Annotated in this window: 17 protein-coding genes and 1 pseudogene; 12 read left to right on the top strand and 6 right to left on the bottom strand. The window is 65.0% G+C overall.

Annotated features, from left to right (window positions below; genetic code table 11):
• Nucleotides 1–143: pseudogene (locus EOA33_RS40345) on the bottom strand (acyl-CoA dehydrogenase); the annotation flags it as partial.
• Nucleotides 144–273: 130 nt separating this feature from the next.
• Here EOA33_RS40345 and EOA33_RS08310 point away from each other — a divergent pair.
• The 6 genes from EOA33_RS08310 to EOA33_RS08285 all read left to right on the top strand — a co-directional run bounded on the left by EOA33_RS08310 (nt 274) and on the right by EOA33_RS08285 (nt 4,692).
• A complete protein-coding gene (locus tag EOA33_RS08310) occupies nt 274–1,089 on the top strand; it encodes an SDR family oxidoreductase (protein WP_127405409.1) in 816 nt (271 codons plus the stop codon).
• Entirely contained in the window at nt 1,086–1,613 is a 528-nt protein-coding gene (locus tag EOA33_RS08305; protein ID WP_281033509.1) for a MaoC family dehydratase, read from the top strand. The genes EOA33_RS08310 and EOA33_RS08305 overlap by 4 nt, the downstream gene beginning before the upstream one ends.
• Complete coding sequence (locus tag EOA33_RS08300) at nt 1,610–2,644, top strand: phosphotransferase (protein WP_127405408.1); 1,035 nt, start codon at nt 1,610–1,612, stop codon at nt 2,642–2,644. Before EOA33_RS08305 ends, EOA33_RS08300 begins: the two co-directional genes overlap by 4 nt.
• 18 nt (nt 2,645–2,662) lie before the next feature.
• Nucleotides 2,663–3,439: an SDR family oxidoreductase gene (locus EOA33_RS08295; protein ID WP_127405407.1), complete on the top strand. Its 777-nt coding sequence runs from the start codon at nt 2,663–2,665 to the stop codon at nt 3,437–3,439.
• A 143-nt stretch (nt 3,440–3,582) separates the two neighbouring features.
• On the top strand, nt 3,583–4,224 hold the full coding sequence (locus tag EOA33_RS08290) for a TetR/AcrR family transcriptional regulator (protein WP_127405406.1): 642 nt from the start codon (nt 3,583–3,585) through the stop codon (nt 4,222–4,224).
• A 222-nt stretch (nt 4,225–4,446) separates the two neighbouring features.
• Nucleotides 4,447–4,692, top strand: coding sequence for a DUF680 domain-containing protein (locus tag EOA33_RS08285; RefSeq protein WP_127405405.1), 246 nt, complete (start codon nt 4,447–4,449; stop codon nt 4,690–4,692).
• A gap of 70 nt (nt 4,693–4,762) precedes the next feature.
• On the opposite strand, the gene EOA33_RS08280 is transcribed toward EOA33_RS08285, so the two are convergent.
• The 5 genes from EOA33_RS08280 to EOA33_RS08260 all read right to left on the bottom strand — a co-directional run bounded on the left by EOA33_RS08280 (nt 4,763) and on the right by EOA33_RS08260 (nt 10,219).
• Nucleotides 4,763–4,984, bottom strand: a complete 222-nt coding sequence (locus EOA33_RS08280) for a hypothetical protein (RefSeq protein WP_127405404.1) — start codon at nt 4,982–4,984, stop codon at nt 4,763–4,765.
• Between the two features lie 60 nt (nt 4,985–5,044).
• Nucleotides 5,045–5,623, bottom strand: coding sequence for a sarcosine oxidase subunit gamma (locus EOA33_RS08275; RefSeq protein ID WP_126058371.1), 579 nt, complete (start codon nt 5,621–5,623; stop codon nt 5,045–5,047).
• Nucleotides 5,616–8,609 (bottom strand): sarcosine oxidase subunit alpha, encoded by a 2,994-nt coding sequence (locus EOA33_RS08270; RefSeq protein WP_127405403.1) that lies wholly within the window; start codon nt 8,607–8,609, stop codon nt 5,616–5,618. The genes EOA33_RS08275 and EOA33_RS08270 overlap by 8 nt, the downstream gene beginning before the upstream one ends.
• Nucleotides 8,606–8,902, bottom strand: coding sequence for a sarcosine oxidase subunit delta (locus EOA33_RS08265; protein WP_126058369.1), 297 nt, complete (start codon nt 8,900–8,902; stop codon nt 8,606–8,608). Before EOA33_RS08265 ends, EOA33_RS08270 begins: the two co-directional genes overlap by 4 nt.
• Before the next feature lie 63 nt (nt 8,903–8,965).
• The gene (locus EOA33_RS08260) at nt 8,966–10,219 is read right to left on the bottom strand and encodes a sarcosine oxidase subunit beta (protein WP_126059363.1); all 1,254 of its coding nucleotides are present in this window, start codon (nt 10,217–10,219) and stop codon (nt 8,966–8,968) included.
• A gap of 267 nt (nt 10,220–10,486) precedes the next feature.
• Between EOA33_RS08260 and EOA33_RS08255 the strand changes: the two genes are divergently transcribed.
• The 6 genes from EOA33_RS08255 to EOA33_RS08230 all read left to right on the top strand — a co-directional run bounded on the left by EOA33_RS08255 (nt 10,487) and on the right by EOA33_RS08230 (nt 14,440).
• Nucleotides 10,487–11,245, top strand: a complete 759-nt coding sequence (locus EOA33_RS08255; protein WP_127405402.1) for an SDR family oxidoreductase — start codon at nt 10,487–10,489, stop codon at nt 11,243–11,245.
• Between the two features lie 110 nt (nt 11,246–11,355).
• On the top strand, nt 11,356–11,742 hold the full coding sequence (locus tag EOA33_RS08250; protein ID WP_126058368.1) for an SET domain-containing protein-lysine N-methyltransferase: 387 nt from the start codon (nt 11,356–11,358) through the stop codon (nt 11,740–11,742).
• Between the two features lie 177 nt (nt 11,743–11,919).
• Nucleotides 11,920–12,183 (top strand): 30S ribosomal protein S21, encoded by a 264-nt coding sequence (rpsU, locus tag EOA33_RS08245; protein ID WP_126058367.1) that lies wholly within the window; start codon nt 11,920–11,922, stop codon nt 12,181–12,183.
• A 135-nt stretch (nt 12,184–12,318) separates the two neighbouring features.
• Nucleotides 12,319–13,173: a tetratricopeptide repeat protein gene (locus tag EOA33_RS08240; protein WP_126058366.1), complete on the top strand. Its 855-nt coding sequence runs from the start codon at nt 12,319–12,321 to the stop codon at nt 13,171–13,173.
• Between the two features lie 234 nt (nt 13,174–13,407).
• Nucleotides 13,408–13,884 carry a DUF992 domain-containing protein gene (locus tag EOA33_RS08235; RefSeq protein WP_126058365.1) on the top strand — a complete coding sequence of 159 codons (477 nt, stop codon included), beginning with the start codon at nt 13,408–13,410 and terminating at the stop codon, nt 13,882–13,884.
• A gap of 73 nt (nt 13,885–13,957) precedes the next feature.
• Nucleotides 13,958–14,440 carry a DUF992 domain-containing protein gene (locus EOA33_RS08230; RefSeq protein WP_127405401.1) on the top strand — a complete coding sequence of 161 codons (483 nt, stop codon included), beginning with the start codon at nt 13,958–13,960 and terminating at the stop codon, nt 14,438–14,440.
• The last annotated feature ends 15 nt before the right edge of the window (nt 14,441–14,455 follow it).

Raw genomic sequence — 14,455 nt, 5'->3', positions numbered from 1 at the left:
GTGTAGATCCAGCGGTCGCCGCCCTTGCCGATCTCGGCCAGGAATTCCTCGCCGAGCGGCGCGATCTCGTCGCGCACCATCGCCGCGACGCGCGCGTGGATCGGCTTCAGCCGCTCGGTCATGCCGAGGTTCATGTCCGCCATCGCTTCCGGTCCTTTCGGGGATGCATCTTTACCCGTGGCAAGGATGACCGTACTTCGGCTAGCCTTGTCAACGCGAGTCCATGGGCGAGTCCCCTGGCCTCGGCCTGCGGCGAGATTGCGGAGGAGCGCCATGAGCTATCTGGACGAGCTGTTCTCGGTCGCCGGCAAGATCGCGCTGGTCACGGGTGCCGCGACCGGCATCGGCCGCATGGCGGCGACCGCCCTGGTCAGCGCCGGCGCCAGTGTCATGATCGCCTCCCGCAAGGGCGAGGACTGCATCAAGGTCGCGAGCGAAATCAACGCCCTCGGCGGCCCGGGGCATGCCGAGGGCTTTGCCGGCGACGTTTCCAGCGAGGCCGGCATCGCCGCGCTCGTCGCCGAGGTAAAGGCGCGGACGGAGCAGCTGCACATTCTGGTCAACAATGCCGGCATCTCCTGGGGGGCGCCGCTGGAAGAGTTCCCCTACCACGCCTGGGCCAAGGTGTTCGGCGTCAACGTCACCGGTGTCTTCCATCTGACGCGTGAACTGCTGCCGTTGCTCGACGCCGCCGCCAGCGAGGCGGATCCAGCCCGGGTGATCAATCTGGGCTCGGTGATGGGCACCCAGCCATTGGCCGACGATGCCTATTCCTACACCGCCTCCAAGGCCGCGGTTCATCACCTGACGCGCACGCTGGCGATCGAGTTCGCCGCCCGCCGCATCACCGTCAACGCCTTCGCCCCCGGTCCCTTTCAGAGCCGGATGACCGCCTTTGCCACCGGAACCGAGGAACAGGCGAAACATGTCGGCGGCCATGTTCCGATCGGCCGCATCGGCATGCCGGATGACATTGCCGGCGCAACGCTCTATTTGTGCAGCCGTGCGGGCAGCTATGTCACCGGCGCCATCCTGCCGATCGACGGCGGCCAGTCGGTGCAGCATGGGCTGACCCTGTTCAAGGAATGAATGTCCGACCGGAACGCCGGCGGGGTGAAGTGGAGGACATCAGCGTGGAACCGATCAGTCTCGATGTGCTTCTGGCCAGCGTCGGCAAGGAAGTCGGCGTGTCGCCCTGGCGCGTGGTCACGCAGCGCATGATCGATCAGTTCGCCGACGCCACCGACGACCACCAGTTCATCCACTGCGATCCGGAACGCGCCAGCCGTGAGACGCCGTTCGGCGGCACCATCGCGCATGGCTTCCTGTCGCTGTCGCTGCTCTCGGCGATGACTTTCGAGACCATGCCGCCGCTCGAAAACAGCAAGATGGGCGTCAACCACGGCTTCGATTCGCTGCGCTTTTTGGCGCCGGTAAAGACCGGCGCGCGCATCCGCACCCGTTTCGTGCTCGCCGACGTCAAGGTCAGGCCCTCGGGCTGGGTGCAGACGGCGCATGACGTGACCATCGAGATCGAGGGCTCGAAGAAGCCGGCGCTGACCGCGCGCTGGCTGACCCTGACATTGATCGAGCGCCAGCCCGAGACCGCATGAACGACCTGAACGCGCTCGATCAGACGGCGCTTGCGCCCTATCTCGAGGCGCATATCCCGGGTTTTGGCGGGCTTTCCGCGACCGAGAAGTTCAAATCGGGACAATCGAACCCGACCTATCTTTTGACCGCGGCAAGCGGCCGCTACGTGCTGCGCGCCAAGCCGCCGGGCCAGTTGCTGAAATCCGCGCATCAGGTCGATCGCGAGTTCCGGGTGATGAAGGCGCTTGCCGCCACCGCCGTGCCGGTGCCGCGCATGCTGCACCTGTCCGACGAGGACTCGCCCATCGGCCGCATGTTCTACGTCATGGAGTTCCTCGACGGCCGCATCTTTTGGGACCCGTCGCTGCCGGAGGCATCCGGGAACGAGGATCATGCCGCCATCTACGACGCCATGAACGCGACGCTCGCCGCCCTGCACGACGTCGATGTCGAAGCCGTCGGCCTTGGCGATTTCGGCAAGCCCGGCAACTATTTCGAGCGCCAGTTCGCCCGCTGGACCAGCCAGTACCGCGCCTCCGAAACCGGAACCATTCCGGACATGGATCGGCTGATCGCCTGGCTGGAGACGCACATGCCGGCCGAGGATGGCCGCGTCTCGCTGGTGCATGGCGACTACCGGCTGGACAACATGATCTTCGCAGCCAGCGAGCCGAAAGTGATCGCGGTGCTCGACTGGGAACTGTCGACGCTCGGCCACCCCTTCGCCGACATCGCCTATCAATGCATGCAATGGCGGCTGCCGCATTCATCGGGCTTTCGCGGCCTCGGCGGCGTCGACCGCGCAGCCCTCGGCCTGCCGTCCGAAGAAGCCTATGTCGAGGCGTATTGCCTGCGGCGCGGGCTTACCGGCATCGACAACTGGAGTTTCTTCCTCGCCTTCTCCTTCTTCCGCCTGGCGGCGATCTGCCAGGGCGTCTATCGGCGCGCGCTGGACGGCAACGCCTCCAATCCGGAAAAGGCCAAAACCTATGGCGAGGCGGTAAAACTGCTCGCCGCGCTCGCCGTGGACCTGATCTACAACAAGATTTGACAATGGGAGAGCTGAGCGATGGGCCGTTTCGATGGAGCGACGGTGCTGATCACCGGTGCGACCGGCGGCCTCGGCCGCGGCGCGGCAAACGCCTTCGCCGCCGAAGGTGCGCGGCTGGTCCTATCGGATCTCGACGAGGCTGCGCTCGGCGATTTCGCCGCGACGCTTGATGCCGAGACGGCAATCCTTGCCGGCAACATCGCTGACGAGAAACTCTCCGAGGATCTCGTCGCGCTGGCGGTGGAGAAGTACGGCCGGCTGGACATCGCCGTCAACAATGCCGGCATCGTCCATGCTTTCGTGCGCCTGCCGCAGGTGGCCTCGGACGAGGCGCGCCGGGTGCTGGAGGTCGACCTGCTCGGCGTCTTCTACGCCATGAAGCACCAGATCCCGCAGATGGAACGGCAGTTCAAGGCAAGCGGCAAGGGCGGCGCGATCGTCAATGTCGCCTCGGTCGCCGGGCTTGGCGGCGCGCCGAAGCTGTCGGTATATGCCGCCGCCAAGCATGGCGTCGTCGGGCTGACGAAGTCTGCGGCGGCCGAATATGCCACCAAGGGCGTGCGCATCAACGCAGTCTGTCCCGCGCATACCAGGACAGCGATGGTGGACGGCTTCGTCCGCGCCAGCGGCTCCCCGGAAGCCGAGGCGATTGCCGAACTCACGCGTGGCGTGCCGATGAAGCGGGTCGGCGAGGTTGAAGAGATCACCACGGGGATATTGTTTCTTGCCGATCCCGCCAACTCCTTCATGACCGGCCATGCGCTGGCGCTCGACGGCGGCATCGGCGCCATCTAGAGCAGAAGGTGTGCGCTTTCCGTCCGGAATTGCGTTGGAACAAGGAGTTAGCGCGGACGTTGGGGAACCTGCCACGCACTTGTTCGTTTCCGTACAGCGTATATAATTTAACAAGGCAACCAACCAACGAAGGCAGGCAAACCTTGCCGTTGAGCGTCCAGACACGCCGCGAAAAACAGAAAGCAGAGCTGCGCTCCGAACTGGTCGAAGCGGCCCACAAGCTCGTTCAGGAAGAAGGCTATGAGGGCCTGACCATCCGCAAGCTGGCCAAGCGGGTCGGCTACGCGCCGATGTCGGTCTATTCCTACTTCGCCGACAAGCAGGACATCCTGTTCGCGCTGGCCGAGGACGCCTTCGAGACGCTGGCGCGGCGGATCGAGGCGCACCCCGCCGACGATCCGATCGAGGCCCTGCAGGCGGTGATGACCGAATACGCCGCCTTCGGCCTCGGCAATCCCAACGAATACCGCACTGTCTTCATGACCGAGAAGACGCGGCTGCCGGAAGGCCGCAGCTACGAGGACATGGAAGAGGGTAATCCGGCGATGAAAGTGCTGATCAGCAGGGTCGAGGCCTGTGTCGCCGCCGGCAAGCTCAAGGGCGACCCGCGCGCCATCGCCACCATGCTCTGGGCGGTCGGCCACGGCACGATCTCGCTCTTGATCACCTTCCCCTTCTATCCGTTCGGCGACCCGCAGGCTTTCGTGAAGCGGATGTGCGATTTCACGCTTGCCTCGCTTTCGACGCAGAACGTGCCGCCACTGACCGAAACGCCAGTCAACTGATGACTGGAGCAATTCCGCCCAGCGGTTTTGGGCCGGAATTGCGCAGAAGCGAACCCCCGGTTTTTACAGTCCGATCTGGCCGGGCGTCGCGCCGTGCGACATTTTCGTATTTTCAGAAAATTTGACCGTACATGTACGATTTCTCACTTGAACTCGCACTCCGCCGGACGTATATGTACGCCGTATCGTACATGTACGAAAAAGATTGACCGGAGAAAGATGATGAAAAAGACAATCCTCGCTATCGCCGCCGTCCTGGCCTTCTCGGGCGCCGCTTTCGCCGGCACCAGCCATCAGGCCAAGCAGGCTCCTGCCGCGGCTTGCATCCAGACCAACGCCAATGTGAAGCTCGATTGCGGCACGACCGGCTCCGTCGAAAAGACCGGCGCGACGACCAAGACCGACGCCGCCAAGGGCCAGCGTCTGGGCATCGAAATCGATCCGTGGATCGTTCCCAGCACGTTCTAAGGCGGTTCGAACGCCACGAAATACTCAAAGGGCGGCAGGATATCCTGACCGCCCTTTTTTGCTGGATCGATTACTTGCGTGGCTTGCGCCCCGGCACCGTCTTGGCCTTGCCGGGTCTTGCGGGGCCGCCCGGAATGGAGGTCGAGGTGATCGACACCGGATCGCTGGCCGGGAACGTGTCCTCGAGACCTTCCTCGAGTTCCTCTTCCTCGACCTCGTGTGTTCGTTCGTGCTCGAGCGAGCGGACTGCCGCCGTCTTCCTGAGCGGCCTCGGCGCGGATTTCGACGGCATCGGCATTCTCCCTCGACACGCTGCCGCAAAACGGATCGGCGCGTCGATGGTTCCTATGGCTCAGTTCGCCGCGTCGCTCGCCGCTTCCGACAGCAGAGTAAAGACATAGTCCGAGAACGAACGCCAGCATTCGACCCGGAAGGCGTCCGCCGCCGTGCGCAGCAGCACGATCTCGGCCTTGCCGAGGATGGTGCGCGAAGCCGCGCCGACCGGGAACGCGTCAAGAGAGAGATCTTGCGGGCAGCCGGAGTTGACGGTCACGGCGGCAGCCGGGCCGGTGACGGAAAAGGCGACGTTGCGATGCGAGATGCCGACCGCCGAATGCAGCGCCGTCACCTTGGCGCAGTCGGCGAGCGGATCCTTGCCCGCCTCGTCGATCACCAGCCATTCGTCCGGCCCGAGCCAGAGCGCCGTGCGCCCTGCCTTGGCCGCCGAGGTCTTCGGCTTTGCCGGCAAGCTCACGCCGAGCGCCTTCGAAAGCGCGGTCAGCGAAGCCTCCGGCGCGCGCACCGAAATGCGCTCGGCCGGCGGCAGCACTGCAAGCGTGACGCCCTTCGCCTCTATCGTGCGCCCGGCCAGCGCCGGACGGCGCTCGGCCGGCGAGCCGGCAGCGGTTGTCTTTGCGGCAGCCTTAGCCATTGAGGCGCTCCCCCTTCTCGTCGAAGAACACCATGCCGGTGACTTCCACCTCGATCGTCCCGTTTGGCATCGGCACATAGAGCGTCTTGCCCATGCGGTCGCGTCCGCCGGCGACCAACGCCAGCGCGATCGAACGGCCGCAATTCTCCGACCAGTAGCTGGAGGTGACGTGGCCGATCATCTTCATCGGGATTGCTTGGCCAGGATCCTCGACGATCTGCGCGCCCTCCTCCAGCACCACCTTGGGGTCCTTGGTCTTGAGGCCGACAAGCTGCTTGCGACCCTTGGCGACAAGGTCCGGCCGCGTCAGACCACGGATGCCGACGAAGTCAGCCTTCTTCTTGCCGACCGCCCAGTCGAGGGCTGCATCGTTCGGCGTCACCGTGCCGTCGGTATCCTGGCCGACGATGATGTAGCCCTTCTCGGCGCGCAGCACGTGCATGGACTCGGTGCCGTAGGCGCAGGCGCCATGTTTCTGGCCTTCGGCCCACAGCGCCTCCCAGACCGACTGGCCGTAGTCGGCCGGCACGTTGACCTCGAAGCCGCGCTCGCCGGTGAACGACATGCGGAACAGCCGCGTCGGCACGCCGCAGATCCTGCCTTCGCGCACCGACATATGCGGCAGCGCCTCGTCCGACATGTCGATGCCTTCGACCAGCGGCGCGATGATGTCGCGCGACTTCGGTCCCTGCACGGCGATGACCGCCCACTGCTCGGTGATCGAGGTCAGCCAGACATTGAGATGCGGGAACTCGGTCTGGAGATAGTCCTCCATGTGGTGCATGACGCGCGGCGCGCCGCCCGTCGTCGTCGTCACATGGAAGCGATCCGGCGCCAGCCTGCCGACGACGCCGTCATCATAGATGAAGCCGTCCTCGCGCAGCATGATGCCATAGCGGCAGCGGCCGGGCTCCAGCTTCTCCCACGGATTGGTGTAGAGCAGCTCCATGAACTTGGCCGCGTCCGGTCCGACCACCTCGATCTTGCCCAGCGTCGAGGCGTCGAACAGTCCGGCCGTCTTGCGCACCGTCACGCATTCGCGGTCGACGGCGGCGTGCATGTCCTCGGCTCCCCGGGGGAAGTACCAGGCGCGCTTCCACTGGCCGACATCCTCGAACACCGCCCCTTGCGCGGCGGCCCAGGGGTGGATCGCCGTCTTGCGCGTCGGGTCGAACAGCGCGCCGCGCGCATGGCCGACGATCGAGCCGAAGGTTACCGGCGTATAGGGTGCGCGGAAGGTGGTGAGGCCGACCTGCGGGATCGGCTTGCCGAGCGTCTCGGCGGCAATCGCCAGGCCGTGCATGTTGGACGTCTTGCCCTGGTCGGTCGCCATGCCGTTGGTGGTGAAGCGCTTGACGTGCTCGATCGAGTGCATGCCTTCATGCACCGCCTGGCGGATGTCCTTGGCGGTGACGTCGTTCTGGAAATCGACGAAGGCCTTGACCGTCGTGCCCTGTCCGGCGCCGGGCGCGGCGCCCAGCATGCCGCGCGACCAGCTCTCGCCGGCATCGACCTTCGGCTTGGCGCCTTTGCCTGCCTTGCCGCCGGCCTCCTTCGCCGCCTTGGCGCCGGCCGCATAGGCCTCGTCGACAGTCGCGTCGAGGCCATCCGTGCCGTTGCAGGCGCCGACCGAGATGCAGTCCTGCGCGTAGGTTCCCGGCACGAAGCGCCGTGTCTCCTCGTTGAAGGCGACCTTGCCGCGCGACTGCGAGAACAGATGCACCGACGGCGTCCAGCCGGCCGACATCAGGATCGCGTCGACCGGGATGGTGCGTTCGCCGCCGCCATTCTTCGGCTGGACGGTCATCGACGATACGCGCAGCTTGCCGCCGGCGCGGACCACCGCACGGCCGAAATTGATCTCGATGCCGAGCCCCCGCGCCTCGTCGATCGCCGCCCCGGTCGGGTTGTCGCGCAGATCGACGATAGCGGCGATGTTGACGCCGGCCTTCTTCAAATCGATCGCTGCTGCGTAGGCTGAATCATTGGCGGTGTAGACACCGACATTCCTGCCGACGGCGACGCCATAATGGTTGAGATAGGTGCGCGCGGCCGAGGCCAGAATCACGCCTGGACGGTCGTTGTCGGCGAACCCCATGTGACGTTGGATGGCGCCGGTCGCCAGCACCACGCGCTTGGCCCGGACCTGCCATAGCCGCTCGCGCGGCAAATCGCTGCCCGGGTTCTGCAAATGGTCGCTGACCCGCTCGACCAGCCCGACGAAATTCTGCGCATAATAGCCAAAAGCCGTCGTGCGCGTCAGCAAACGGACATTGTCCATCGCCTTGAGCTTCGCGATCGCGCCTTGAGCCCAGGCAAAGCCGTCCTCGCCGTCAATCCTGGCGCCGGCCTCGAAGCGCAGGCTGCCGCCGAACTCGGCCTGCTCGTCGGCGAGGATCACCCTGACGCCAGTCTCGGCGGCGGCAAGTGCCGCCGCGATGCCGGCCGCACCGCCGCCCAGCACCAGCACCTCGCAATGGGCATAGCGCGCGCCATAGTGGTCGGGATCCGGCTTGTCCGGCGAAACGCCGAGACCTGCCGCGGCGCGGATCTTCGGCTCGTAGAGGCTCTTCCAGGCCGCCTTCGGCCACATGAAGGTTTTGTAGTAGAAACCGGCCGAGAACAGCGGCGAGGCGATGTCGTTGACCGCGCCGACGTCGAAAGCGAGCGACGGCCAGCGGTTCTGCGAGTTGGCGGTGAGCCCGTCATAGAGCTCCTGCACGGTCGCGCGCACATTCGGCGTCTTGCGCGCGTCGTCACGCACGATCTGCACCAGGGCGCTCGGCTCCTCGGCGCCGGCGGAAAGGAAGCCGCGCGGCCGGTGATACTTGAACGAACGACCGACGAGATGGACGCCGTTGGCGAGCAGCGCGGAAGCGAGCGTATCGCCGTCGACGCCGGTATAGGCCTGGCCGTCGAAGCTGAAGCGAGCAGTCTTTGCCTGCTTGAGGCGGCCAGCGCCGGAAATGCGGAAGGAGGGGGTCATTTCGAGGCTCCCGGCAGCTTCGCGGGCTTCGGCTCGCCGGCCTTGTAGGTCATGATGAACTTGTCGGTGACGGTGTCGCGTACGGCGTTGAAGAAGCGCGCGCAGCCATGCATGTGCCGCCAGCGCTCATAGATCACGCCCTTGGGGTTCGAACGGATGAAGAAGAACTTCTCGAAATCGTCGTCGCTTTCGCCGGCCATGTTGGTCGAGCGCGCGATATGCGCCTCGCCGGCGTTGCGGAATTCGAGTTCCGGGCGCTCTTCCTCGCAATAGGGGCAGCGGATGAGAAGCATCTGTTGTTTCCTACAATTCGCCGTGGCCGGTGGCCGGTTGGTCGCAAAGCCTTTCGGCAACCATCAGTGCGCCACCGCCGCCGCCGCGGCCTCGTCGATCAGACGGCCGGTGCGGAAGCGCTCGATGGTGAAGGGCGCGTTGATCGGGTGCGGATCGTCCTTGGCAATCGTATGCGCAAAGACATGGCCCGAGCCCGGCGTCGCCTTGAAGCCGCCCGTGCCCCAGCCGCAATTGACATAGAGGCCCTTGACCGGCGTCTTGGCCAGGATCGGCGAGCGGTCCGGCGTTACGTCGACGATGCCGCCCCAGGAGCGCAGCATCTTCATGCGCGTGAAGATCGGGAACATCTCGCAGATGGCGTCGAGCGTATGCTGCAATATGTGCAGGCCGCCGGTCTGCGAATAGGAGACATATTGGTCGGTACCGGCGCCGATCACCAGCTCGCCCTTGTCCGACTGCGAGATATAGGCGTGCACCGTGTTCGACATGATCACGCAGGGCACGACCGGCTTGACCGGCTCCGAGACCAGCGCCTGCAGCGGATAGCTTTCCAGCGGCATGCGCACGCCCGCCATATCCATGATGACGGAGGAGTGGCCGGCCGCGACCACGCCGACCTTTTTGGCGCCGATGAAGCCGCGCGTCGTGTCGACGCCCATGACTGCGCCGTTCGGCGCCCGCTTGACGCCGGTGACCTCGCAATTCTGGATGATGTGGACGCCGCGCGCCGAGGCGCCGCGGGCATAGCCCCAGGCGACGGCGTCGTGACGCGCGGTGCCGCCGCGCCGCTGCAGGGCCGCACCCACCACGGGATAGCGCGCATCCTTGGAGATGTTGAGCGGCGGGCAGAACTCCTTCGCCTGCTCCGGCGTCAGCCATTCATTGTCGATGCCGTTGAGGCGGTTGGCGTGCACATGGCGCTTCAGCACCTGGATGTCGTGCACATTGTGCGCGAGCATCATCACGCCGCGCGCCGAATACATGACGTTATAGTTGAGCTCCTGGCTGAGCCCGTCCCACAGCTTCAACGCATGGTCATAGATGCCGGCGCTCTCGTCATAGAGATAGTTGGAGCGGATAATGGTGGTGTTGCGGCCGGTGTTGCCGCCGCCGAGCCAGCCCTTCTCCAGCACCGCGACATTGGTGATGCCATGCACGGTGGCCAGGTAGTAGGCCGTCGCCAGGCCATGGCCGCCGGCGCCGACGATGATGACGTCGTATTCCTTCTTCGGCTCCGGCGAAGACCATTGCTCTTCCCAGCCCTTGTGGCCGCGCATGGCCTCGCGGGCAATGGCGAATACCGAATATTTCTTCACGTTCCAGGCCTCGCGCCAGTAGCTTTCGCGGATTTGCGGCCGGGCATCCCCGCCTCGGCACGCGAGGAGTATCACTAGCGAAACCGCGCTGCCATCCTTGCGCTGTTTGCGACGGCGCTTGCCGTTTTGCGCCGTGACATCCACAGGCGAGCACCAAGCCACGCGGCACAAACCCCAATGCAGCTTTCGGGTGGCTCGGACCGCCGCCATTTGCGACCAAGCGTCCGATCGCTGGAAAGGCCGGCACGAAAGAAGGATGCTCAGAAGATGTTCGCACTGACAGACAAGGTCGCCATCGTCACCGGCGCCAGTTCCGGCATCGGCCGCGCCACTGCGAAACTTTTCGCCGAACAGGGTGCCCGGCTGATCGTCGCCGCCCGCCGACAGGCGGAGCTCGACAGGATTGTCGGCGAGATCGAGGACGCCGACGGCACGGCGGTCGCGCTGGCCGGCGACGTGCGCGACGAAGCCTTCGCAAAAGCCCTCGTCAATCTCGCGGTCGACAGGTTCGGCGGCCTCGACATCACCTTCAACAATGTCGGCGCTGTCGGCCAGATGGGGGCGATTTCCGACCTGTCGCTCGACGACTGGCGCGAGACGCTCGACACCAACCTCACCAGCGCGTTTCTCGGCGCGAAACACCAGGTGCCGGCGATGGTCGAGCGGGGTGGCGGTTCGCTGATTTTCACGTCCACTTTTGTCGGTCACACCGTCGGCATGCCCGGCATGACCAGCTACGCCGCAAGCAAGGCCGGTTTGATCGGATTGACGCAGGTGCTGGCCGCCGAGCACGGACCGCGAGGGGTGCGGGTGAACGCGCTGCTGCCGGGCGGCACCGATACGCCGGCGGCAACATTCAAGACCCCTGAATCGCGGACGTTCGTCGAAAACCTGCATGCGTTGAAGCGCGTCGCCCAACCTGAAGAGATCGCCCGCTCGGCGCTTTACCTCGCTTCCGATGCGTCGAGCTTCACCACCGGCACCGCGCTGTTTGCCGATGGCGGCGTCTCGATCAACCGGACGTGAAGGGATTGACGGACGTAGCACTGCCCGCCAGCCGAAAAAGTCGCGAAGCAGCCTTGCATTTCGGCGCAATTTGACGATTCCGTTTTCCCGTCGAAAACGGATCGGAAAAGATGCTGCTGATCAGGACCTACGTCGCCCAGAGCGCCATCGAAGGCGTCGGCGTTTTCGCCGCCGAGCCGATCCGCAAGGGGGCCTCGATCTGGCGCCTCGATCCCGATTTCGACCGGCTGATCCCGATCGAGAAATACGAGGCGGCCCCTCCGCATCTGAAAGAGTTGCTCGATCGCTACGCCTATCCCAGCCCCGACCGGCCTGGCTTCATGGTCTATGAGGTCGACAATGGCCGTTTCATGAACCATGCCGAGCGACCGAACACCGACTTCTCGCAATATGGCGGCGCGACCGCGACCTGCGACATCGCCGCCGGCGAGGAAATAACCTGCGACTACGGCGAATTCTTCGAGGATTTCGCCCGCCTTCACCTGGCAACCGCCTAGCTAAGCGCCGGCCGGCGGCGGCCGGTTGCAATTTGGGCGGCCGGATTGCATTCGGCAGTGGACAGGACGGCCTGATTCTGCTATCAGCCGCCACAATTCGCGGTGCAACTCGCCGCGGAGGCATAGCGGCTATGGCCGTTTGCCTGTTGATATCAAACCCGAAAGACAGGATTGCCCGTGCAGGTACTCGTCCGCGACAACAATGTTGACCAGGCGCTCCGCGCGCTGAAGAAAAAGATGCAGCGCGAAGGCATTTTCCGCGAAATGAAGATGCGCGGTCACTACGAGAAGCCTTCCGAGAAGCGCGCCCGCGAAAAGGCGGAAGCCGTGCGCCGCGCCCGCAAGCTGGCCCGCAAGCGCGCCCAGCGCGAAGGCCTGCTGCCGATGACCCCGCGTCCGGCTCCGGCTGGCGCCGCAGGTGCTGCGCGTTCGCCGCGCTGATACCGCCAATTTTTCGTCCTTTTCGAAGGATACCCAAGGGTGGCGCGATGCGGAATCGCCGCCACCTTTTTGTTTGATTTTGGACCGGTTCGGAGAGGGAACGGACCTGACGGCGCGGCGGCAGTGAGGACAGTGATGAACGCAATTTCCGTGGAGCGCAAAACCGCTTTTCGCGGCTTCGCCCTGACGGCGGCCCTGCTCTCGGGCCTGGCGCTTGCCGCATGCCAGACGGCCCCGACCGGCGAATTCAACAACATCGATAAGGCGCAAGGCTCGACCGAGAACATCTCCTCGCTGTCGGCCGTGATCCAGCGCAACCCGCAGGATCCCGAAGGCTACAATGTGCGCGGTTCGGCCTACGGCCGCGGCGGCCAGTACCAGGCGGCGCTGAAGGACTTCGACACCGCCATCCAGCTCAATCCGAATTTCTACCAGGCCTATTCGAATCGCGCGCTTATCCAGCGCTTCCTCGGCAACCAGGCGGCGGCGCTGGCCGACTACAACCGATCGATCCAGATCAACGCCAATTACGACGCCGCCTATATCGGCCGCGGCAATCTTTACCGCAAGGCGGGTCGGACCCAGGAAGCCTTCAACGACTTCCAGAAGGCGATCCAGCTCGATACGACCGATGCGCGCGCCTACCACAATCGCGGCCTGATCTATCAAAGCCAGGGCCAGCACAAATTCGCCATCGAGGATTTCTCGACCGCCATCTCGCTGGCGCCGGACGCGGCCGAGCCCTACAACGGCCGCGGTCTCTCCTACCTCGCCATGAACGACGAGGACAACGCCTTCTCCGACTTCAACATGGCCATCAAGCTCGACGGCAAGAACGCCGAGGCCTGGGCCAACCAGGCGCTGATCTACGAGCGGCGCGGCGACAAGGCGCGGGCGGCGAAATCCTACCGCGAGGCGGTGCATCTCGATCCGACCTACCAGCCGGCCAAGGACGGCCTGTCGCGCACCAACACCGCCAGCGCCAGCTGATACCCAGCCGGCGCGCCGCGCGACGCGGCCGACTGAGCGCTCCGCTCGATCGACGACCTTCAGCTACTGGCGCTTGAAAACCTGCAAGCCGTGGTCGGCGATGAAAACCGCGGCCACCCATGCTGACCGCCGGGGCAAGCGTTAACCCTTGCCATGTTCGCGCCAAGTTTTCAGCGGAACGCTCCGCGCACCTCGACCGTTAATCGGGGCCAAATTTGCGAAAGGACCTTTCCAATGATCAGAACCCTTGCCTGTGCCGCCGCCGCGCTTGCCGCCACGGTCCTCGCGTTCCCCGTCAGCGCCGGGACGCTGCGGCTCGGCACGCTTGATTGCACCATCGACGGCGGCGTCGGGTACGTCATCACGTCGAACAAGGGCGTGTCCTGCACCTTCCGCCCCTATCATCATGGGCCGTCCGAGCAGTATACCGGGATGATCTCCAAGCTCGGCGTCGATGTAGGCCAGACGCATCAGGGCCAGCTTGCCTGGGCGGTTCTGGCCGCCACCCGCAGCCATGACGAGGGCGACCTTGCCGGCAACTACTACGGCGTCAACGCCGAGGCCAGCGTCGTCACCGGGGGCGGCGCCAATCTTCTGGTTGGCGGGCTGAACAGCGCCTTCATGCTGGAGCCGCTCAGCGTCCAGGCGCAGACCGGCGTCAATCTGGCGGTCGCGGTGACCTCGCTGGAGCTGGTCCACTCCTTCAAATAAGGCGCGGTTGCTCCCTTACGTGCTGCGCGGAACAGGATACTGTTTCGCGCCGCACGCTTTCTGGGGGACCGCCATGCAGAAGACCATTATCGCCGCTGTCATTGCCGCTGCCGGCTGTGCGGGAACAGCCTATGCCCAAGACCAAGGCGTGGAGCTCGGCGTGCTCGATTGCGCCATTGGCGGGGGCACCGGCTTCATCTTCGGTTCGAGCAAGGACCTGAGTTGCACCTTCACCCCGGCGGACAAGACCTTTGCGCCGGAAGCCTATTTCGGCGCCGTCAACAAATACGGGCTCGACATCGGCACCACAAAGCAGAGCGTGATGCGGTGGCTGGTGCTGACGCCGTTGAAGAACATCTACGCGCCGGGCGCGCTCGCCGGCGATTATGTCGGCGCCAGCGCCGAGTTGACGGCTGCGGTCGGCGCCGGCGCCAACCTCCTGGTCGGCGGCTCCGCGCAGGCCTTCACCTTGCAGCCGCTCAGCGTGCAGACACAGAGCGGCATCAACATCGCCATCGGCGTCGCCCAGTTCCAGCTGCGCAGCACCGAGAATTGACCTGTCAATCAAGGC

The organism is Mesorhizobium sp. M4A.F.Ca.ET.050.02.1.1, from assembly GCF_003997725.1.
Classification (GTDB): Bacteria; Pseudomonadota; Alphaproteobacteria; order Rhizobiales; family Rhizobiaceae; genus Mesorhizobium.
This window is presented reverse-complemented; position numbering and strand designations above follow the sequence as displayed.